General features: G+C 72.8%; 18 protein-coding genes and 1 tRNA gene. 11 read left to right on the plus strand and 8 right to left on the minus strand.

The genetic code is table 11. The features are described 5' to 3' along the window. Positions 1-136: 136 nt before the first annotated feature. Complete coding sequence (locus ACIRBX_RS07480; RefSeq protein WP_402294341.1) at positions 137-643, minus strand: hypothetical protein; 507 nt, start codon at positions 641-643, stop codon at positions 137-139. Between the two features lie 246 nt (positions 644-889). Between ACIRBX_RS07480 and ACIRBX_RS07485 the strand changes: the two genes are divergently transcribed. Together ACIRBX_RS07485 and ACIRBX_RS07490 are read left to right on the plus strand one after the other, a co-directional pair. Continuing rightward, entirely contained in the window at positions 890-3,208 is a 2,319-nt protein-coding gene (locus ACIRBX_RS07485; RefSeq protein WP_402294343.1) for a DEAD/DEAH box helicase, read from the plus strand. A gap of 146 nt (positions 3,209-3,354) precedes the next feature. Continuing rightward, the gene (locus ACIRBX_RS07490; RefSeq protein ID WP_402294345.1) at positions 3,355-4,200 is read left to right on the plus strand and encodes a TIGR02452 family protein; all 846 of its coding nucleotides are present in this window, start codon (positions 3,355-3,357) and stop codon (positions 4,198-4,200) included. 74 nt (positions 4,201-4,274) lie between these two features. Here ACIRBX_RS07490 and ACIRBX_RS07495 read toward each other — a convergent pair whose 3' ends face one another. The 5 genes from ACIRBX_RS07495 to ACIRBX_RS07515 all read right to left on the minus strand — a co-directional run bounded on the left by ACIRBX_RS07495 (position 4,275) and on the right by ACIRBX_RS07515 (position 8,422). Further along, positions 4,275-4,595: a hypothetical protein gene (locus ACIRBX_RS07495; RefSeq protein WP_402294347.1), complete on the minus strand. Its 321-nt coding sequence runs from the start codon at positions 4,593-4,595 to the stop codon at positions 4,275-4,277. 81 nt (positions 4,596-4,676) lie between these two features. Next, complete coding sequence (locus ACIRBX_RS07500) at positions 4,677-5,546, minus strand: HNH endonuclease (protein ID WP_402294349.1); 870 nt, start codon at positions 5,544-5,546, stop codon at positions 4,677-4,679. Then, positions 5,543-6,253, minus strand: coding sequence for a tyrosine-protein phosphatase (locus ACIRBX_RS07505; RefSeq protein WP_402294351.1), 711 nt, complete (start codon positions 6,251-6,253; stop codon positions 5,543-5,545). The genes ACIRBX_RS07500 and ACIRBX_RS07505 overlap by 4 nt, the downstream gene beginning before the upstream one ends. 91 nt (positions 6,254-6,344) lie before the next feature. After that, complete coding sequence (locus ACIRBX_RS07510) at positions 6,345-7,097, minus strand: SDR family oxidoreductase (protein WP_402294353.1); 753 nt, start codon at positions 7,095-7,097, stop codon at positions 6,345-6,347. Positions 7,098-7,204: 107 nt separating this feature from the next. Beyond that, positions 7,205-8,422, minus strand: coding sequence for a DNA glycosylase AlkZ-like family protein (locus ACIRBX_RS07515; RefSeq protein WP_402294355.1), 1,218 nt, complete (start codon positions 8,420-8,422; stop codon positions 7,205-7,207). A 188-nt stretch (positions 8,423-8,610) separates the two neighbouring features. Here ACIRBX_RS07515 and ACIRBX_RS07520 point away from each other — a divergent pair, with 188 nt between their 5' ends. Both ACIRBX_RS07520 and ACIRBX_RS07525 read left to right on the plus strand, forming a co-directional pair. After that, positions 8,611-9,285, plus strand: a complete 675-nt coding sequence (locus tag ACIRBX_RS07520; protein WP_402294357.1) for a DNA polymerase beta superfamily protein — start codon at positions 8,611-8,613, stop codon at positions 9,283-9,285. A 158-nt stretch (positions 9,286-9,443) separates the two neighbouring features. Further along, positions 9,444-9,516 (plus strand) — tRNA-Lys (locus ACIRBX_RS07525). A gap of 155 nt (positions 9,517-9,671) precedes the next feature. Here the strand turns inward: ACIRBX_RS07525 and ACIRBX_RS07530 are convergent. Beyond that, a complete protein-coding gene (locus ACIRBX_RS07530; protein ID WP_402294358.1) occupies positions 9,672-10,001 on the minus strand; it encodes a hypothetical protein in 330 nt (109 codons plus the stop codon). A gap of 786 nt (positions 10,002-10,787) precedes the next feature. Here ACIRBX_RS07530 and ACIRBX_RS07535 point away from each other — a divergent pair. Genes ACIRBX_RS07535 through ACIRBX_RS07550 form a run of 4 tightly spaced genes read left to right on the plus strand, consistent with a single transcriptional unit; the run spans position 10,788 to position 15,893 of the window. After that, positions 10,788-11,384 (plus strand): hypothetical protein, encoded by a 597-nt coding sequence (locus tag ACIRBX_RS07535; RefSeq protein WP_402294360.1) that lies wholly within the window; start codon positions 10,788-10,790, stop codon positions 11,382-11,384. Next, positions 11,381-15,289 (plus strand): DUF6531 domain-containing protein, encoded by a 3,909-nt coding sequence (locus tag ACIRBX_RS07540; RefSeq protein WP_402294362.1) that lies wholly within the window; start codon positions 11,381-11,383, stop codon positions 15,287-15,289. The genes ACIRBX_RS07535 and ACIRBX_RS07540 overlap by 4 nt, the downstream gene beginning before the upstream one ends. 6 nt (positions 15,290-15,295) lie before the next feature. Further along, positions 15,296-15,640, plus strand: a complete 345-nt coding sequence (locus ACIRBX_RS07545; protein ID WP_402294363.1) for a hypothetical protein — start codon at positions 15,296-15,298, stop codon at positions 15,638-15,640. Positions 15,641-15,689: 49 nt separating this feature from the next. Then, positions 15,690-15,893 carry a hypothetical protein gene (locus ACIRBX_RS07550; protein WP_402294365.1) on the plus strand — a complete coding sequence of 68 codons (204 nt, stop codon included), beginning with the start codon at positions 15,690-15,692 and terminating at the stop codon, positions 15,891-15,893. Positions 15,894-16,177: 284 nt separating this feature from the next. Here ACIRBX_RS07550 and ACIRBX_RS07555 read toward each other — a convergent pair whose 3' ends face one another. Next, positions 16,178-17,323, minus strand: a complete 1,146-nt coding sequence (locus ACIRBX_RS07555; protein WP_402294367.1) for a LuxR C-terminal-related transcriptional regulator — start codon at positions 17,321-17,323, stop codon at positions 16,178-16,180. A 155-nt stretch (positions 17,324-17,478) separates the two neighbouring features. Between ACIRBX_RS07555 and ACIRBX_RS07560 the strand changes: the two genes are divergently transcribed. From ACIRBX_RS07560 to sbnA, 3 genes are all read left to right on the plus strand, one after another. Beyond that, positions 17,479-17,745: a hypothetical protein gene (locus ACIRBX_RS07560; RefSeq protein ID WP_402294369.1), complete on the plus strand. Its 267-nt coding sequence runs from the start codon at positions 17,479-17,481 to the stop codon at positions 17,743-17,745. 5 nt (positions 17,746-17,750) lie between these two features. After that, positions 17,751-18,746: an ABC transporter substrate-binding protein gene (locus ACIRBX_RS07565; protein ID WP_402294370.1), complete on the plus strand. Its 996-nt coding sequence runs from the start codon at positions 17,751-17,753 to the stop codon at positions 18,744-18,746. Between the two features lie 78 nt (positions 18,747-18,824). Then, positions 18,825-19,796 (plus strand): 2,3-diaminopropionate biosynthesis protein SbnA, encoded by a 972-nt coding sequence (gene sbnA / locus ACIRBX_RS07570; protein ID WP_402294371.1) that lies wholly within the window; start codon positions 18,825-18,827, stop codon positions 19,794-19,796. The last annotated feature ends 23 nt before the right edge of the window (positions 19,797-19,819 follow it).

Consider the following 19,819-nt stretch of genomic DNA (forward strand, 5'->3'; position numbering starts at 1 on the left):
GGCCCTGGCGGGGCGTTCGGGGAACGCCCGTGTCCTGGCCGACCGGAGCGCGTTGGTCACCGCAGGTGGACCGGGCGCGGTGGGTGCCGCGTCGGCGTGTGCCGCCGAGCAGGGGAGGTGCCCAGGTGACGGCGGGTCAGATGGCGGGCCGGGGGACGCGGGTGGTGCGGGCGGTCCGGGCCGGGGCGGTGCTGGCGCTGGCCGGGGTGGGGATGACCGGCTGCATGTCGGTCGGCGGGTCGGCCTCCTCGGACGCCCAGGTGACGGGCCGTCCGGTGGGCCAGACCGGGGGGACGCCCGCGAAGGGCGCCGTCGGGTCGCACCCTTCGGGGAAGGCCGTGGGCGGGCAGCGGGTGGAGCACGTCGGCGGCGCGAGCGCCCCGGCGCAGTCCGGAGTCGTGAGCCCCGGGGCCACGCCGGGCGCGGAGGCGGCGGCCGTCGGCCAGAGCGCGCCGGTGCCGGTACCGGTGGAGAGCGTCCCGGTGAGCCCCGGGGCTCCGGCCGCCTCGCCCTCGGCCTCCCGGACCGCCGGCGGCGGGGAGCACGCCCAGCCGAGCCCCTCGCCCACCCCCGCCGCCCCCTCGCCGAGCCCGTCGCCGACCCACGAGCACACCCCCAGCGCCTCGCCCACCGCCGAACCCACACCCACCGACCCCGGAACCACTGCCCCGAGCGCCAGTCCGGCTGGCTGATACCGGCCTGGCCAGCACGTTTGCCTTTGATCCGGAGGTTCCCGTATGGTGGTAGATCGTTAGTTTGATCCATTTGATTGGCGCCCTATTTCCATCTGGCGCCCTTGGCGCGTTCCGGCGATCCGTGGCTGACCGCATAGAGGCGGTTGTGAACAGAACCCCGGACTTTGGCGCGTGCCACTTCCGGAAGGTTTTGCATGTCTCTCGTTGACGACGACCGCTTCAGCATGCCCGCGAACGGTTCCGCCGCCGCCGACACCGCCTCCCTCGAGACCGAGGTCGAGGCCACCGACTCCATCGACACCACCGACGCCGCCATCGAGGGCGACGTCGAGACCCCCGAGGCCGCCGAGCCCACCATCACCTTCGGCGACCTGGGCCTGCACGACGACGTGGTCCGGGCGCTGGCCAAGCGCGGCGTCACCACCCCGTTCCCGATCCAGGCCGCCACCATCCCGGACGCGCTGGCCGGCAAGGACGTCCTCGGCCGTGGCCGCACCGGCTCCGGCAAGACCCTGAGCTTCGGCCTGCCGCTGCTGACCCGCCTGGCGGGCGGCGAGCGCACCAAGCCCAAGCACCCGCGCGGCCTGATCCTGGTGCCGACCCGCGAGCTGGCCATGCAGGTCGCCGACGCGCTGGAGCCGTTCGGCTCGGTGCTCGGCCTCAAGCTCAAGGTCGTCTGCGGCGGTACCTCGATGTCGAACCAGATCTACGCGCTGGAGCGCGGCGTCGACATCCTGGTCGCCACCCCCGGCCGTCTGCGCGACCTGATCAACCGGGGCAGCGCCAAGCTGGCCGAGGTCGAGACCGTGGTGCTCGACGAGGCCGACCAGATGGCCGACATGGGCTTCCTGCCCGAGGTCACCGAGATCCTCGACCAGGTGCCGACCGGCGGCCAGCGCCTGCTGTTCTCCGCCACCCTGGAGAACGAGATCGACACCCTGGTCAAGCGCTACCTGAAGAACCCGGTCACCCACGAGGTCGACCCGTCGGCCGGTGCGGTCACCACCATGACCCACCACATCCTCGTGGTGAAGCCCAAGGACAAGGCGCCGATCACCAACGCGATCGCCGCCCGCAAGGGCCGCACCATCATCTTCGTCCGCACCCAGATGGGTGCCGACCGGGTCGCCGAGCAGCTGATCGAGGCCGGCGTGAAGGCCGACGCGCTGCACGGCGGGATGACCCAGGGCGCCCGTACCCGGGTGCTCGGCGACTTCAAGGACGGCTACGTCAACGTGGTCGTCGCGACCGACGTCGCCGCCCGTGGCATCCACGTCGACGGCATCGACCTGGTGCTGAACGTCGACCCGGCCGGTGACCACAAGGACTACCTGCACCGCTCCGGCCGCACCGCCCGGGCCGGCCGCTCCGGTGCCGTCGTCACCCTGGTGCTGCCGCACCAGCGCCGCGGCGTCTTCCGCCTGATGGAGGACGCGGGCGTGGACGCCTCGCGCCACATCCTGGACCACGCCTTCGACGCCGAGGTCGCCAAGATCACCGGTGCCCGCTCGCTGGTCGAGGTGCAGGCCGAGTCGGCCTCCGGCATCGCCGGTGCCGCCGAGCGCGAGGTCGCCGAGATGACCCGTCAGCTGGAGCGCGCGCAGCGCCGCGCCACCGAGCTGCGCGAGGAGGCCGACCGGCTGACCGCCCGTGCCGCGCGGGAGCGGGCCGAGCTGGGCATCGAGGACGAGCCGGTGGTCGAGGCCGACGCCGAGGCCGGCGAGACCGCCGAGGGCACGGCCGTCGAGGCCGACGCCGCTCCGGCCGTCGAGGCCGAGCGCGCGCCGTCCTACCGCGAGGCGCGCTCCGAGCGCCCGTCCTACGGCGACCGGGACAGCCGCTCCGGCGGTTTCAACCGGGACCGTGACCGTGACGACCGTGGTGGCCGTTCCTTCGGTGGCGACCGGGACCGCGCTCCGCGCTCCGGTGGCTTCAACCGCGATGACCGCTCCGGTGGTTTCAACCGGGACAACCGCTCCGGTGGCTTCAACCGTGACCGTGACGACCGTGGTGGCCGCTCCTTCGGTGGCGACCGCGACCGCGCCCCGCGCTCCGGTGGCTTCAACCGCGATGACCGCTCCGGTGGTTTCAACCGGGACAACCGCTCCGGTGGCTTCAACCGCGATGACCGTTCGGGTGGTTTCAACCGGGACAACCGCTCCGGTGGCTTCAACCGTGACCGTGACGACCGTGGCGGCCGCTCCTTCGGTGGCGACCGCGACAACCGCTCGGGTGGCTTCAACCGCGATGACCGTGGCGGCCGTTCCTTCGGTGGCGACCGTCCGTCCTTCGGTGGCGACCGTGACAGCCGGGGCGGCGGCAGCCGTCCGTTCGCCCGCCGCGACGACCACCGCTCCGGTGGCCGTCCGCAGGGTGGCTTCAACCGTGACGACCGTGGCGGCCGTTCCTTCGGTGGCGACCGGGACCGCGCTCCGCGCTCCGGTGGCTTCAACCGTGACGACCGCTCGGGCAGCTTCAACGGCGGCGACCGCAAGCCGCGTTGGAAGAGCTGACACTCCGTAGCTCCGGCGCCCGGTGGCGCCCGGACGGGCCCGTTCCACTTCGGTGGGGCGGGCCCGTCCGCGTTTCCTGCCGGTCGGTCCGCCGGTCTCCCTTAATCGGGTGACGGCCGCCCGGGCGTCCCCTAGCGTCGATCGGTATGAGTAGCCGAATGCACCAAGTCGCCGTCGTGAACGAGGAGATCGTCGAGCGGGGTGAGTACCGGCCGGCCGGGTCGGCGGAGCCGGTGGAGATCGGGGCGGTGCTGGCCGCCGCGCGGGCCGGCACGGTCTCGTACGGGCCGGACCACCGGCCGGCCCCGACGGGCCCGTTCAGCGGAGTGGTGGAGGTGACCGCCGAAGGCAGCATGGCCGCGGCCGAGCGGCTCTCGGTCCCCGGTCGGTCCGGCAGCTCCGGCGGCCCCGGCCCGGTGGCGGTGCTCAACTTCGCCTCGGCGCGCAACCCCGGCGGCGGCTACCTGCGCGGAGCCCGGGCCCAGGAGGAGGACCTCTGCCGCGCCGCCCTGCTCTACCACTGCCTGCTGGCCGCCCCCGACTACTACGAGGCGCACCGCGCCTCCACCGACCTGCGCTACAGCCACCGGGTGATCTGGTCGCCCGAGGTGCCGGTGATCCGCGACGCGCGCGGCGACCTCCGGGCCGACCCCTACACGGTCTCCTTCCTCACCTCCCCCGCCCCCAACGCCGGGCAGCTCGCGCTGCGAGCCGGCGGAGCGGCGGTGGACGTGCGGGCGGAGCTGGTGGAGCGGGCCGGGCGGGTGCTCGGGGTCGCGGCGGCGCACGGCGTACGGGAGTTGGTGCTCGGCGCCTGGGGCTGCGGCGTCTTCCGCAACGACCCGGCCGAGGTGGCCGACGCCTTCGACCAGGCCCTCGCCACCCACGGCGCCCCCTTCACCCGGGTGGTCTTCGCCGTCTGGGACCGCACCCCCGTCTCCGCCAACCGCGCAGCCTTCGAGGCCCGCTTCGGAGCCCGGCCCTCCGCCTGACCCCGTCCGCCGGGCGCGCTCCGCCTGACCCCCTCCGCCTGACCCCCTCCGCCTGACGCCCCGTCACGGGCGGCTCACCGCTCGGTGGTCACCACCCCGGCCACGGCCGAGGCGGTGGCCACCACCCCGGTCACCGCGAACACCGCCGGCCAGGCCCCGATCCGCTTCGCCAACGGGTGCGAGCCCCCGAACGCCGCCACGTACAGCCCCGTCAGCCCGGCCGCCACCCCCGCCCCGGCCTGCCGCTTCCACCCCACCGCCGCAGCCGCCCCGGCCACCGCCAGCACCGCTCCGCCCAACTCCCGCCGCCCGCTCCACCGGGCGGCCCCGTAGCCGCCGATCAGGCCAGCCGCCGCGATCGCCGTGCTCGCCGTGCTGCTGGGGTACGTCGCCATGTCGCTCGTCTCCTCGGACCTTCTGTCGGTGGGGTACACCATGACCAACGTCCGGGCGGCGGATCGGGTGCCTGCCGTCCGTCAGCCGCGGAAGACGTGCTCGGTGTGCCAGCGGATGAACGGCTCGGCGACCGGCGGGTACGACGCCCGGGGGACGGCGAGTGCCGCGCCGCGCAGTGCCTCGACGGCCCGACCGAGGTCACCCCGGGCGCTGTAGTCCGGTGAGACCAGCACGGTCCGGGCGGGGGTCAGCCCGAGTACGCCGCGGTCGAAGAGGGTGTGGTGGAGGGAGCAGAGGGCCAGGCCGTTGTCCACGGTGTCCGGCCCCTGCTCCGCGTGGGAGCGCACGTGCGCGGCCTCGATCCCGACCGGCTTCTCCGCGATCAGTCCCCAGTAGCCGCACATCGCGCAGGTGTGGGCGTAGGCGAGCAGCACGCCGGAGCGGAACGCCGTCTCCCGGACGCGCTCGGTGGTGGTCGAGGTCCGGTACCGGGGGGAGAGTTCCTGGAGCGCGCGCTCGAACGGGGACCCCGTCCCCAGCCCGGTCGCCTCGAGGACGTGCTGCCAGGACTCCTCGGGCAGGTACCGGCGCAGCACCAGGGCGACGGCGTCGTCGAGGTTCTCCGGGTCGAGCAGCAGGCGCTCCACCTCGGGGCGGAGCACGCCGTGGCTGCCCCGGTCATCCCAGAGCGTGCTCTCCAGGTGCTTGAGCGGACGCTTGGCGCGCCCGGCCACGGTGGAGGGCTCGACCTCGGCACCGTCGCCGATCACCTCGGTGATCAGTGCGGAGAGCGGTCCACGGACCTCCGCGTAGTCGACCCGGCTGGTCCGGGTGCTCTGGAGCCGTCCGAACAGGGTGAGCAGGAGCAGCGGCTTGTGCGGGGCGGGCTCGCCGCAGGACCGGTCCTGTCGCAGGTCGGCCAGGGTGTCCAGGAGTTGGAGTTGGTTCACGGACGAAGGTTCGCACTGACCGCCGACAGTTCTGCCGGGGTGACGCCGTGGTGGCGGAGGTAGCCGTGGAGGGAGCCGTGGCTGGTGCGGAGGTGGGTGAGGGCGAGGTGGAGGAGGGCGGGGGTGACGGGGTGGGAGCGGTGGCGGTTGCCGTGTTCGTCGTAGTAGTAGACGGGCTCGTCGGTGTCGAGGCCGAGGTGGGGGTTGGAGCGGATGAAGTCGTCGAGGATGTCGGCTTCGGGGACGCCGGCCAGGGACTGGAGGACGGCGATGGTGAGGCCGGTGCGGTCCTTGCCGACGGCGCAGTGGATCAGGGTGGGGAGGCCGTCGTCGGCGGCGAGGCGGCGGACGGTGGCGGCGAGGGAGGCGCCGCCGAGTTCGGCCATGGCCTGGTAGGTGCCCTCCATGGTCCTGGGCCAGCTGAACTCGGCGCCCTGGTCCGGGAGGAGGGGATGGTGGAGGTCCTCCAGTTCGAGGTGGTGGTGCAGGTCGGGCCGGATGGCGCGCTCGGAGGCGGTGCGCAGGTCGATGACGGTGCGGATGCCCAACTGCTCCAGCCGGTGGGCACCCTCGGGTGTGAGGGTGTTGAGGGAGGCCGAGCGGTAGAGGACCCCCGGGCGCAGGCCGGCGACGCCTGCGTCCCGGAAGTTCAGGACGTCGGAGACGGTGAGGGTGGGCGGTGCGGCGTCGAACTCACGAGCGGTCATGAGTCGTACGGTAGCGGGCGGGTGGCACCTGGTAGCGGCGCTATCCGGGTGGGGGGTGAGGCGGTGTCAGGTGTGCGGCCGAGTCGGCGGGTCAACGACCGCCGGCCACGTCGAGGAAGGCGCCGGTGACGTACGAGGCGGCCGGGGAGAGCAGGTAGAGGATGGTCTCGGCGACCTCCTCGGGGTGGCCGCCCCGGCCCATCGGGAGCTTGGGGCCGACCCGGTCGACCCGGCCGGGCTCGCCGCCGAGGGCGTGGATGTCGGTGTGGATCAGCCCGGGGCGGACGGCGTTGACCCGGATGCCCTCGGCGGCGACCTCGAGGGAGAGGCCGGTGGTCATGGTGTCCAGGGCGCCCTTGGAGGCGGCGTAGTCGACATACTCGTTGGGGGAGCCGATCCGGGAGGCGGCGGAGGAGACGTTGACGATGGCTCCGCCCTTGCCGCCGTGCCGGGTGGACATCCGGCGGACGGCGGCGCCGGCGCAGAGGAAGGGGCCGGTGATGTTGGCGGTCCAGATCCGGGCCAGCCGCTCCTCGTCCAGGTCCTCCAGGCGGCACTGCCGCTCCAGGGTGCCGGCGTTGTTCACCAGGGCGGCGAGCGGGCCGAGTTCACGGTCCACGGTGCTGAACAGCCGCTCCACTTCGCTGCTCCGGGTGACGTCGGCCCGGACGGCCAGTGCGGTGCCGCCGGCCTCGGTGATCCGCTCGACCACGGTGGTGGCGGCGGCCTCGTCGGAGCGGTAGTTGACGCAGACCCGGTAGCCGCGTTCGGCGGCCAGCAGGGCGGTGGCGGCGCCGATGCCGCGCCCGGCGCCGGTGATCAGGATGACGTTGTCGTCGCTCATGGGGCGACCGTAGCGGACGGGTGCGAACCGGTACGGTGCCGGTCCGGTGGCGTGGGTGCGGGGGCGCGGGGCACGGGGGCGCGTGCGCGGTGTGGCGCGGCGTGGCGTCAGCCGGGTGCGGGGCCGGGCCCGGTCGCCGACGCCGCTCGGATGGCGGCGATCTTCGGGGCCCGGCTCTTCGGTGAGTCCAGGCTGAACCCCCGGGCGTCGCCGAGCTGTTCGCGGATGAAGCGTTCGGTGCGGTCGATGGCCCCGCGCAGCGGCTCGTCGTCAGGGACGAAGAGCTGGTGGACGATCCGCTCCTGCTCGGTGTCGTACTCCCAGATGCCGGTGATCCGGCCGCGGTCGAGGATGACGTGGGTCTGCGGGTCGGCCTCGGAGCCGAAGCTGCGGCCCCCCTTGACAATCGGGGAGGGACGGGCGGCGTCGGTCGGGTCGAGCAGGCGGGGGAGGTCGCGGTGCAGCAGGTGGATGCCGTCGATGCCCGCCAGCAGGGTCGGGTGGGAGGCAGTGGGTGGGACGAACTCGTGGTACTCGTCGATGAGTTCGGCCGGCATCAGGAGATCGGTGCCGGGCAATTGGACGAGGTCGAGCGGGCCGAGTGCGGCCTTGGCGGTGGCGGCGGTGAAGCCGGAGAACCAGCGGAAGTGCTGCACCGAGGCCGGGGCGGCCCAGGAGAAGTACCGGGCGGCCAGCTCAGCGGCGGAGCCGACCACCGGTTGGTCCCACCCGGCGTAGGCGTAACGCTGCTGGTCCAGACGGCCGTTGAGCGGCACCCGGCGGATCAGGCCGCGGGCCTGGAGCAGGCCGAGGGCGAGCGGCAGGGTGGTGGACTGGCCGCGCCGGCGGCCCGCCTCACCCAGGCTCCGGGAGGCTCCGCCGACCCCGGCCCGGATCGCCGAGGGCTCCGACGGGCCCTGCTGGGAGAGGAGTTGGGTGATCGCGAGGCAGAGCTTCTCGATCTCGTCCCTGGTCACGCCCAGGTGCTTCCCGGCCGCCGCCAGCTCCCCCTCGGGGGCGCCTGCGCCGACCGCCAGGCCGAGCGCGTAGTCGCCGGCCGGCAGGAGGTAGGTGCACCCCCGGGCGGCGGGCAGCTCGTGCACCTCCAGGGCCGCCACCGCCGCGTCCACCGCCTCCCGGCCCAGCCCGGCCCGGGCGAACAGTCCCAGGTACGGGGCCGCGCCGCCGACCGACCGGGCCCAGCCGGTGGCGGTCAGCACCTCGGCCGGGGTGGCACCGGGGTGCGCGCCGTCCAGCCACTGCCGGTGCGCCCACCAGGCGCGGAGCTTGGGGAGCGGTGCGGGCGAGGGGTCGGGGTGCGCCATGGGGTCAGTATCGGCGGGTGGATCGGCGGTGCGGCGGAGCCGGGCCCGGGCGGGTCGCGGCAGTCGGCCGTGGGACGGGGCGGCACCGGATAACCGTTCGACCGGCCGGGAGTCCCGCCGTCAGACTGGACGGGTCATCAGACTGGACGGGTCAGCGGCCCGCGTACCCGCCGAGGAGGCGACTGCCCGTGAACGTCCTGCTCTCCGGCATCGTCGGTTCCACCGCCTACGGCCTGGCCCACGCCGGCTCGGACCTCGACCGGCTCGGCCTGTTCGCCGCACCCACCGAGGAGTTCCACGGCCTGCACCGCCCGGCCGAGTCCCACGTCACCACCGCGCCCGACCGCACCCTGCACGAGGCCGCCAAATGGTGCCGCCTCGCGCTCGGCGGCAATCCGACCGCCTCCGAGCTGGTCTGGCTGCCCGAGGAGCTCTACGAGGTGCGCTCCCCGCTCGGCGAGGAGCTGATCGCGATCCGCACCTCCTTCCTCTCCACCCGGGCGGTCCGCAACTCCTACCTCGGCTACGCCACCCAGCAGTTCCGGAAGCTGACCACCCGTGACCCGTCCGACGTGGCCGGCCGGGCCCGGGCGGCGAAGCACGCCCGGCACCTGATCCGGCTGGTCCGCCAAGGCGTCACCCTGCACGAGACCGGTCACCTGGAGATCCGGCTGCCCGACCCGGACGCGGTCCGTGCCGAGGCCGAGCGGTTGGCCGACCACGCCGAGTCGGCCCTCCCGCTGCTCGCCGACGCGGAGCAGCGCTTCGCCCGCCCCGGTGTGCTGCCCGAGGCGCCCGACGAGGCGCCGGCCGAGGCGTGGCTGCGCCGGGTCCGCGCCGCCCACCTGGTTGCCGCAGCCTGATCCGGTGCCGTCCGCAGCCGGGGTCCGCCCGCCCGCTGACGGTCCGCCGCCTCCGCGCGCCGGGCGAACCGCCCGGGGCAAAGGGGTGGTGGCCGCCGAGGGATCACCGGGTAGGATCACCGTGGCAGCGCCCAGGCACCACGGTGGCGCGGTCCGGCGGGCCGCTAGCTCAATTGGCAGAGCTGCGGACTTTTAATCCGTAGGTTCAGGGTTCGAACCCCTGGCGGCCCACCCCTCGAAGACCCAGGTCGTGTCCCAACTGACCTGGGTCTTTTCATTTCTGACACCCCTTCTGTGCCCGCTGCCGGCCCCGTAATGCGCCCGATATGTCCCTCTGTGGGGACAGTGCGGGGACAGCAGCGCCAAGCCACCGCCAAGTCCGTGTTCTAGATGTCGTGGAACTGTCTGGTCGGGCCGCCGGAGCGGTTGCGGCCCGCCATCCACATGGTCAGTCCCTTGGCGATGCGGTCGATGCTTTCCTCGACGACGACCTCGTGCTCGCGGCGTTGGCTGTCTCTCAGGACGACCTCGAAGCCGCCTTCGTCCCGCACCGCGACGGAGGCGAACCACGCGGGATCGTCCTCGTCGGGCTGGATGACGATGAAGGTGTTGTCGGTGTCGTTGAGGTCGTCGACCAGCATGAAGATGGCGTCCTCGGACGGGTCGTCGATGTGGTCGCCGGTCTCACTGTCGGCGCTGCAGTAGTCAGCGGCCACCAGACTCTCCCATTCTGTGACGCCGGCTCCGGGCCCGCGGTCAGCATGGCACGCGAGCCCGACACGTCGGGTCTCGCAGCCACTGGTTGATCGCGGCGACGAGGACGGCCACCTCGCAACGGACCGCGAGCTTGTCGCACTGGGGGGCACCGCCCGGTGCTGCTTCAACCGGTTGATGCCGCACTCGACGGTGTGGCGGCGCTTGTAGTCCTCACAGTCGAAGGCAGGCGGACGCCCGCCGCTCGCACCCCGTCGCCTGCGGATCTGGTCCGCCGGCTCCGGAATCGGGCACCGGATGCCGCGTCTGCGCAGACAGGCGCGGTTGACCTTGGACGAATACGCGTTGTCACCCTGCAACCGAAGAGGCCGGGTGCGAGGCCGGCTCGGGCCGGGACGGGGCGCACCTATCGTTTCGAGCACCGCCTCGAACTCCCGTGAGTCGCCACGCTGACCGGCTGTGACGATCAGGGGCAACGGCTCCTGCCGCTGCTCGCACGCTGGATGAATCTTGGTGGTGAAGCCGCCGCGTGACCGGCCCAACCCATGGTCCGCCGGCTCGTCACCCACGCTGCCCGGCGGCTCCTTCTGGGCGGCGCCGTCCCGCCGGGCCCCTGCCGCATGCTGGTGGACCCGGTAGATCGCGAGGACGTGCTCGACGCGGGCGCGGACCCGTTGGTGCACCAGCTGAAATCGACCCCTTGTCGGGGTCGGGGTCCGGACGGCGGTTCCGGTGTCGGCCGCTCTCCGCTAGCCTGCCGAAGTTGTCATGCAACGGGGGGAAGTGGCATGGGCGTTGTGCTGCCCGACGAACTGGCGTGGGTCCTCGACCTGATCGGCGTGAACTGGCCGAACGTGGACGAGGACGACTACCGTGAAATGGCCGACTCCTTGAGGGAGTTCGCCTCGGAGATCGACTCCGGCGTGGCCGATGCGCACGGGGCCGTGCAGGAGATGCTCGGGGCGAACGCCGGGCTCGCGGTGCAGGCCTTCGAGGCGCACTGGGGCAAGGTCTCGGGCACGCACCTGCATCAACTTGCCGAAGGCGGCAGGGTGGTGGCGTTCTGCCTGGACGGCGTGGCGGTGGTGATCGAGGGTGCGAAGATCGCCGCGATCGTCCAACTCGGCATCATGGCAGCCGAAGTGATCGCAGCTCAGGCGGCTGCGCCGTTCACCTTCGGGCTCTCCGAGGTCGGTGCACTGGGCGCGACGCAGGTGACCAGGGTGATCGTGAAACGGCTGCTCAAGGAAGCCGAACAGATGATCATCGACCAGCTGATGGAAATGGCGACCGGGGCGGTGATCGAGGCGCTCGGCAGCATGGCCGGCAGCCTGGTGATCAACCTGCTGGAGGACGCGGCGGGCAGCGGGGGGAACGCGGCATGAGCGGCGAGTTCAAGCACGACCCGGATTCGATCGACGACCTGGCCAAGCGGTTCGACCGCCACTCCCGGAACCTGGAGGACTCCCACAAGCGCCACCACGGCCGGGCCCGCTCCGCCTTCGGCCGGACCAAGGGCAAGGGCGGTCTGGCGGCGGCGGCCGAACAGGGCATCAGCAAGCTGATGGACTCGATGGAGCAGGGCCAGAAGGCGCTGACCAAGCACCTCAAGGACATCGGCCGCGGCCTGGACATGACCAGCCGCAACCACCGGGCCAACGAGCAGAAGATCCTCGACGACCTCAAGAAGTTCGGCGCCAACGACCGGAACACCCCCGCCAAGCCCGGCCGTGGCGGTGGCGGGGGCCCGCGCGGTGGCTCCCACCCCAAGGGCAAGGGCCGCGAACAGGTCAAGAGCCCGCGCACCGAAGGCCGCCCGCAGGACACCCGCTGCGGCGGCGGCGAGCCCGTCGACATGGCCACCGGCCGGATGTACATCGACCAGGTCGACGCCTCCCTCCCCGGGTCGCTCCCGCTGGAGTTCACCCGCAGCTTCGAATCCGGTCTGCTGACCGGGCGTTGGATGGGCCCGCGCTGGATCTGCACCTTCGACGAGCGACTGGAGATCGACGAGCACGGTGTCGTCCACGTTCGCGCCGACCGGATCACCCAGTCCTACCCCCACCCCGAGCCGGGCGACCCGGTCCACGCCGAGGCCGGCTCGCGCCACGAACTCGAGCTGGTGGACGGCCTGTTCACCGTCACCGACCCCTCGACCGGCCTGGTCCGCACCTTCACCCCCACCCCCGACGGCAGCGAGGCCCTGCTCACCGAGGTCCGCGACCGTCACGGCCGCCACTACACCCTCGCCTACGACGCCGACGGCACCCCGCTCTCCCTCACCCACTCCGGCGGCTACCGACTCCTCGTCACCGCCGACAAGGACCGCATCACCGCCCTCCGCCTCGCCGACGCCGGCGAGACCGGCGGCGACGCCCTGCTGATGCGCTACTCCTACACCCACGGCCACCTCACCGCCGTCTACAACTCCTCCGGCAAGCCCATGCGCTTCGCCAACGACGCCACCGGCCGCGTCCTCTCCTGGACCGACCGCAACGACTCGCAGTACCGCTACACCTACGACGCCCACGACCGCGTCACCGACGAAGGCGGCACCACCGGCGCCCTCCGCTTCACCTTCACCTACGGCGACCCCGACCCGGCCACCGGCCTCAGGACCCACACCGAGACCAACGCCCTGGGCCACACCACCACCTACACCGTCAACGAACACGCCCAGATCACCACCATCACCGACCCCCTCGGCCACACCACCACCCACGAACGCGACGAGTACGACCGCCTGTTGACGGAGACCGACCCGCTCGGCCGCACCACCACCTACGAGTACGACGGCGCGGGCGACCTCATCGCCGTCACCCGCCCGGACGGAGCACGCAGCAGCGCGGCGTACACCGGTCGGCACGGTCGGCCGACCCTGCTGGTCGAGGCGGACGGGGCGACCTGGCAGCAGGAGTTCGACGACTCCTGGTCCCGCACCTCACTCACCGACCCCGCGGGGTCCGTGACCCGCTACTCCCACGACGTCCTGGGACACCTGGCCTCGGTCACCGACGCGCTCGGCGGTGTCGTCCGGGTGGTCTGCAATCCGGCCGGGCAGCCACTGTCGATCACCGACGCGACGGGTGCCACGACCGGGTACACGTACGACGCCTTCGGCCGTACCAGCACGATCACCGACCCGCTCGGGGCGGTCACCCGGTTGGGGTGGACCACCGAGGGCCGGCCCGCGTCCCGCACCACACCGGACGGGCACACCGAGACGTGGACGTACGACGGCGAGGGCAACTGTCTGACCCACACCGACCAGCTCGGCCAGGTCACCGGTTACGAGTACACCCACTTCGAGACCCTCGCGGCCCGTACCACCCCCGACGGGGCGCGCGTCACCTTCACCCACGACGCTCACATGCAGCTGGTGGCGGTCACCGACCCGCTCGGACGTACGTGGCACTACGAGTACGACCCGGCCGGTCGGCTGATCGGCGAGACCGACTTCCAGCGACGGACCGTCGGTTACGGCCTCGACGCGGCTGGGCAGCTCGTCCACCTCACCGGCCCGCAGGGGCGCCGCACCACGCTCCAGCACGACGTACTCGGCCGTGTGACGGCCAGGGAGACCAACGGCAGCACGACCACGTTCCGCCACGATGTGGCCGGCCGGATCGTGGCAGCGTCCTCCCCCGACTGCGAACTGCTCCGCTCCTTCGACGTGCTCGGCCGGCTGGTCGGCGAATCCGTCAACGGCCGGGTGCTGACCAACTCCTGGGACGAGTTGGGCCGTCGCACCGGGCGGGTCACCCCTGCCGGGCACACCAGCGCCTGGAGTTACGACCCGGCCGGTCGGCCGGTCACGCTGACCACCCCCGCGGGTGATCTCGGCTTCCACTACGACGCCGCCGGGCGCGAGCACGAACGCACCGTCGGAGCCGGCCTGACCCTGACCAGCGCGTGGGACGATCTGCACCGTCTGGTCGGGCAGTCCGTACGGGTCGGCGACGACCTGCTCCAACAGCGCGGCTACTCGTACCGTGCGGACGGTCGGCTGGTCGGGGTGGACGACCGGTTGGCCGGCCGGCGGGCGATCGAGCTCGACGCCATCGGGCGGGTCACCCGGATCAGCGCGGAATCCTGGACCGAGACCTACGCCTACGACCTGGCCGGCAACCAGACCCACGCGGACTGGCCGGCCACCGCCGCCACCGCAGCGGCGACCGGCGAGCGCAGCTACACCGACGGACGGCTCACTGCGGCCGGGAAGCTCCGCTACGAGTACGACGCGGCTGGGCAGGTCACACTCCGTCAGAAGCAGCGGCTCTCGAAGAAGCCCGACACCTGGTACTACACCTGGGACGCCGAGGGGCGCCTCAACGGGCTGGTCACCCCCGACGGCACCCGTTGGCGCTATCTGTACGACCCGCTCGGGCGCCGGATCGCCAAGGCGAAGCTCGGTGACGACGGCGAGTCCGTCGTCGAGCGGACCGACTTCGTCTGGGACGGCATGACCCTCGCCGAGCAGACCGTCCACGCCTCCTATCTGCCGGGCCCGCACACCCTCAGCTGGGACCACCGGGGCCTCCGACCGATCGCCCAGACCGAGGCCATCGCGCCCCGCCCCGCCCCGGACCTGTCCGAGGTCGAGGTTGAGCGGCGGTTCTTCGCCATCGTCACCGACCTGGTCGGTACCCCCACCGAACTGCTGGACCCCGCCACCGGAAGCATCGCCTGGCGTGCCACCCCCACCCTGTGGGGCAACACCAGCTGGCCCGGTACCAGTACGACGTACACCCCGCTCCGGTTCCCCGGCCAGTACTTCGACCCCGAGAGTCGACTGCACTACAACGTCCACCGGTACTACGACCCGGAGACCGGTCGCTACACCAGCCCCGACCCACTCGGGCTGGTCCCGGACCCGAACCCCGACACCTACGTGCTCAACCCGCACTCCGGGACGGACGCGCTCGGCCTGTCCCCGCACGAGCTGACCCCCGAGGAACAGCACGAGGCCGTCAACAAGCTCCTGAAGGACGACCAGGGCACGCCCCTCGGGCGCGAGGGCAGCCCCCGGGTGCGGGAGGTCACCGCGGACGAACTGGACCGGGTGCACCAGGGACTGCGTGACCTCCTCGGGCCGGGGCAGATCACCCCGATCAAGGACAAGACGACCGGTGCCGACAAGGGCAGTATCGAGACGTGGTTCCTGGGCGGTCGTAAGATCAACATCACGCACCGGGACTTCAGCAGTTCCGGTGGCGGTGGCGACCGGACCATCGACTTCACCAATGTTCCGGGCCTGGAGCAGGTCAAGCGGATCCACATCAAGGAGTAGCAATCCATGATCGCGGTAGACCCGTCCAAGTACGCCGAGGAACTCGACTACCTGGTCTCCTACGCCCGTGAGGACCTCGTCGGGTTCCACGTCGTGGTCGGCTCCGCCACGGGGCTGCTGGGGCTGGACGCCGAGCGCGAGCAGGACATCGAACTGACGCTCCGTCTGGTCGCCGACCTGCTCGCGGCTGGAGTCCGCCCCGGGGAACTGGACCTGGGGAGCGAAACGCCGTTCGTCCCGTGGCCGCTCGACGACCGGGCGGCCCTCGCCCGGATCGACGCGGAACTGCACGAACTCGACGAACTACCGATCGCCGACGAGATCTGTTGGTTCGCCGTCCCTCGGGGCTGAATCACCGCACGCCGCCACCGGCCCCGGATGGTTGGCGGAGGTCGGCGGGGTGGTCGAGGCCATCCCTCACCACTGGGTCCACCGGCCGGAGTTCGGGGAGTCGCACGGGGCGGTGCTGCCCGATCTCACCGGCGTGGGCTCGGCCGAGTACGGGCGGCGGCTCGATGCTGCGGTGGCGGCGGGCGGTCCGGGGCTGCCCGCCGAGCAGTGGGCCGCGTTGGTCGCCAGGTCAGCGCCAGCACCGGGGGCCTGAAGCTCTCCCGACTGACCGGGGAGGTCGAGGCGAGCACCGGGTCGGGGCGGATCGTGGCTGAGAGCCCGGGGACGTCGAAGGTCAGCCTGACGGCGGAGACCGGGGACGTCACGGCGGGGATCACCAGGAGCCCGTCCTCGGTGACGGTGGCCGGCGGTGACGTCCGGCTGACCATTCCGAAGACCGTCGAGCCGGCCCGGCTGCGCGAGCACCTGGCCGTCGTGCTACCCGACCACGTGCTGCCCGACTACGTGGTGGCCGACCGCGATCGTGGCCGGACCGGGTCAGAGCGGGTGGGAGTCGAGCCAGCCGAGGCGGGTGGCGATCACCCCGGCCTGGAAGCGGCTGTCGGCCCCGAGGCGCTGGGTGATCTCGGCGACCAGGCGGCGGACGGTGCGTTCGGAGACCGCCAGCCGGCGGGCCATCGCCTCGTCGGTGAGGCCGGAGGCGAGCATCCGGAGGATCTCGTGGTGGCGCTCGGTGAGATCCGGGTCGACGGCGGCCGGGCCGGCGTGCACGGGGGCGAAATCGGCCGAGAGTGACCAGCAGTGCTCGAAGAGCTGGCGGAACACCGCGACGAGTTGCTCACCGTGCACCACCAGGGCGGCCAGTTCGTCGGGGACGGCGGGTGCGGGCAGCACCGCGAGTGAGGCGTCGACCAGGATCATCCGCATCGGCAGGGTCTGGGCGGTGCGCACCCGGGCCCCGGCGGCGGAGAGTTCGGCGAGGTAGCCGTGCAGCCCCGGGGTGGCGGCCGAGGAGCCGAGGTGCACCGAACGGATCGTCACCCCGCGTTCCAGCAGCAGCCTGTCCCGGGCCAGCCCGGCTGCCAGCATCTCGCGGGGGACCGGCGGGCCGGGGTGCAGGGTGAGGAAGTCGGTCCGGGCCCGCCGGACGACGTCCTCCAGCATGGCGGTCACCCGGGCCGGGCCGACGACCAACTCCGTGGCAGTGCCGGACAGTTGATTGACGTGGAGCGGGTGGAAGTCGGTCAGCAGCCGAGCCAGGGTGTGCCGGGCGGCGGCTGCCTCGGCCAGCCGGGTGGCCACCCGCTGCTCCTCGTCGGCGAGCAGCCGGCCGATCGCACTGGTCGGCGAGAGGGTGGTCCAGCCGCTGGGGGTGCTCGCGGCGGGGGTCAACAGGCCCATGGTGTCGAGGAGTTCGATGGCCCGGATGAACCGGTCGTCGTCCCAGCCGAGCCGGGCCCGGGCCGGGGACGGATCCCACTCGGGGTCGGCCAGTGCCCGGCGGTAGAGCTCGCGGGCGTCGGCCAGCGCCGTGCTGTCCTCGGCCAGCGCGGCCGTCAGGGTGCCGCAGTCCTCGGTGAGGGGGGCGTACGGCTGGTCGGCGCCGGTGGGCCGCCTGTCCCGGTCGGCGGTCCGGCGCTGGTGGGGCGGGGTGGCCGCCTTCTGAGCGCTCTGTTGGATCACCCGAGCAAGTGTCCGCGACCGGTCGTGGCCTGTACAGGAAAGCCGTAGCTACTGTTCCAAGTCGTGGTGCCCGGGTGACGATGGATCCACCGGCGAGCGCAGGGCGCTGAACAGGCCGGATCCCCTAGCGAGTTGTCCGACGAGGAGGCTTTGCCATGCCACGATCTGACCGACTGGGTGCCGTTCTTGGTCAGAAGCTCGGCAGGCTCGGCAGGTTCGGCCGCCGCGGCGGGTCCGCCACCGGCCGTCTGCTGGTGCTGACCGGTCTGCTGCTGAGCACCGTGCTGCTGGCCTCGGTGCAGACGGCCACGGCGGTGCAGTCGGCTCCGGTGCAGACGGCCACGGCGGTGCAGTCGGCTCCGGTGCAGACGGCTGCGGCGCAGTCGGCCGGGGTGGCCCGCTCCTCGGCGATCTGGGGATAGTCCCGATGGAATTCGCGAGAGCGGATGCCGTGCGGGCCGGCCTCAGCGGCCTCAGCGGCCCCGGCTCGAAGGCCGGCCCCAAGGTCGCGCTGGTGCTGCCGGCCACCGGCCCCCGGGCCGCCTGGGGCCGGACGCTGCGAGCGGTGGCCCGGGGCGGTACCGGGCCGGCGATCGAGTGGGTGCTGCACGACGAGTCGGCGGCCCTGGACGGGGCCCGGCGGGTGGCCCGCAAGGTGGTGGAGAGCGGCGGCTACCGGGCCGTGGTCGGCCACCTGGGCAGCCGGGGCGCCGCCGCCGCGCTGCCGCTGTACCGGGCGGCCGGGCTGCCCTGTCTGCTGCCGGTGACGGCCCTGCCCGGCGAGGGCCTCGGCGCCGTCGGCGGTCTGCTGCCCGGTGCGGGCAGTGGCAGCGGTGCCGGCGGCGGCGGTGGAGCGGACGGCCAGTCACTGGCGCTGAGTTGGGCGCCGGACGAGGCCGGCCAGGCCAAGGCCCTGCTGGCCGCCCTGGACTCGCTCGGCACCTCCGGGGTCGGCGTGCTGACCGACGGCAGTGCCTACGGCTACCGGCTCGGGGTCCACCTGCTGGGCGCCGACGAGCCCGGCCGTCCGGTCCGTCCGGTCGGCCCGGTCGGCCCGGTGCCGACCGCGCTGCGCACCGTGGTGGTGGCCGCCAGGTTCCACAAGGCGGCCGAACTGGCAAGGGGGCTCAGGGAGTCCGGGTACACCGGGCAGCTGGCCTTCCCCGACGACTGTGAACTGGCGGAGTTCGCCCGGCTGGCCGGTACGGCCGCCGCCGGGGCGCTGCTCTGCCGCCCGGCCGGTGGCCGGGCGCCCAGGGTCCGGGCCGCGCTGGCGGCGCTGGCCGGTGCCCTGACCGACCGCCCCGGGGTGACCGGGGTGGAGCTGGCCGCGGCGGTGCGGGAGCGCTCGGCGCTGCTGCTGGACACCGCCGGAGCGCCGGTCGCGGACAGCTGGCAGGTCGTCAGGATGACCGGCGCCTGAGCCGGTCCGCCCCGCCGCCCCGGCCGCGTACCTGCCGTACCTGTCCGTACCCCATCCCACTGACCGACAGGTTCCGTGATGATATTTCGGCATGCCTACGAGATCGTGCTCGACGACCTCTTCCTGGACCTCAACGGCTTCGTCCCCGGCGTCGACCTGACCCTGAAGATCGAGGGCCTGAACCCGGCCGGATCGATCAAACTCAAGGCCGCGGTGGGCCTGTTGGAGGACGCCGAGGCACGCGGGGTGTTACGCCCCGGCGGCCGGGTGATCGAGTCCTCCTCCGGCAACCTCGGGATCGCGCTGGCCTCGGTCTGCGCGGCCCGGGGCTACGAGTTCACCTGCGTGATCGACCCCAACACCTCGATCCAGTCGATCGGCCTGATGCGGGCCTTCGGCGCCCGGGTCGCGATGGTGGAGAACCGGGACGCCAACGGCGGCTTCCTGCAGTCCCGGATCGACCACATCCAGGAGCGGCTGGCCGAGGACCCGGAGCTGGTCTGGCCGAACCAGTACGCCAACCCGGCCAACCCGGCGGCCCACCGCGAGCGCACCGCCGCCGCGATCGGCAAGCAGTTCCTCGACGTGGACGTGCTGTTCGTCGGAGCCGGCACCACCGGCACCCTGATGGGCTGCGTCGAGTGGTTCCGGGTGCACTCGCCGAACACCAGGATCATCGCGGTGGACACCGAGGGCTCGGTGACCTTCGGGACCCCGCCCGGTCGCCGCCACATCCCGGGACTGGGCACCAGCCGCCGCCCGGAGATCCTCCGCCCCGAGGGGGTGGACGAGGTGGTGATGGTGCCGGAGGCCGAGGCCGTGGTGATGTGCCGCCGACTGGCCGCCGAGCGCGGACTGGCGATGGGCGGCTCCACCGGCTCGGTGCTCGCGGCGGTGGACCGCAAGCGGCTCGAACTCCCCTCCGGAGCCTCGGTGGTGGCCATCGGCCCGGACCTCGGCGAGCGCTACCTGAACACCGTCTACGACGACACCTGGGTGGCCGACCGGTTCGGCGATCTCCGCGCGCTGGCCACCCCCGCACACCACTGAACCACCCGCTCCACCCGCGTCAT

Origin of the sequence: Kitasatospora sp. NPDC096147, from assembly GCF_044763225.1 — a bacterium.
Taxonomy (GTDB): Bacteria; Actinomycetota; Actinomycetes; order Streptomycetales; family Streptomycetaceae; genus Kitasatospora.

Excerpts from the sequence above, each read along its gene's own strand:
- ACIRBX_RS07505 (WP_402294351.1), bottom strand. The coding sequence starts at position 6,253 with ATGACCGCTCGTGAGTTCGACGCCGCACCGCCCACCCTCACCGTCTCC.
- ACIRBX_RS07540 (WP_402294362.1), top strand. The coding sequence starts at position 11,381 with ATGAGCGGCGAGTTCAAGCACGACCCGGATTCGATCGACGACCTGGCC.
- ACIRBX_RS07495 (WP_402294347.1), bottom strand. The coding sequence starts at position 4,595 with ATGGCGACGTACCCCAGCAGCACGGCGAGCACGGCGATCGCGGCGGCT.
- ACIRBX_RS07535 (WP_402294360.1), top strand. The coding sequence starts at position 10,788 with ATGGGCGTTGTGCTGCCCGACGAACTGGCGTGGGTCCTCGACCTGATC.
- ACIRBX_RS07515 (WP_402294355.1), bottom strand. The coding sequence starts at position 8,422 with ATGGCGCACCCCGACCCCTCGCCCGCACCGCTCCCCAAGCTCCGCGCC.
- ACIRBX_RS07560 (WP_402294369.1), top strand. The coding sequence starts at position 17,479 with ATGCCACGATCTGACCGACTGGGTGCCGTTCTTGGTCAGAAGCTCGGC.
- ACIRBX_RS07510 (WP_402294353.1), bottom strand. The coding sequence starts at position 7,097 with ATGAGCGACGACAACGTCATCCTGATCACCGGCGCCGGGCGCGGCATC.
- ACIRBX_RS07485 (WP_402294343.1), top strand. The coding sequence starts at position 890 with ATGTCTCTCGTTGACGACGACCGCTTCAGCATGCCCGCGAACGGTTCC.
- ACIRBX_RS07545 (WP_402294363.1), top strand. The coding sequence starts at position 15,296 with ATGATCGCGGTAGACCCGTCCAAGTACGCCGAGGAACTCGACTACCTG.
- ACIRBX_RS07565 (WP_402294370.1), top strand. The coding sequence starts at position 17,751 with ATGGAATTCGCGAGAGCGGATGCCGTGCGGGCCGGCCTCAGCGGCCTC.
- sbnA (WP_402294371.1), top strand. The coding sequence starts at position 18,825 with ATGATATTTCGGCATGCCTACGAGATCGTGCTCGACGACCTCTTCCTG.
- ACIRBX_RS07490 (WP_402294345.1), top strand. The coding sequence starts at position 3,355 with ATGAGTAGCCGAATGCACCAAGTCGCCGTCGTGAACGAGGAGATCGTC.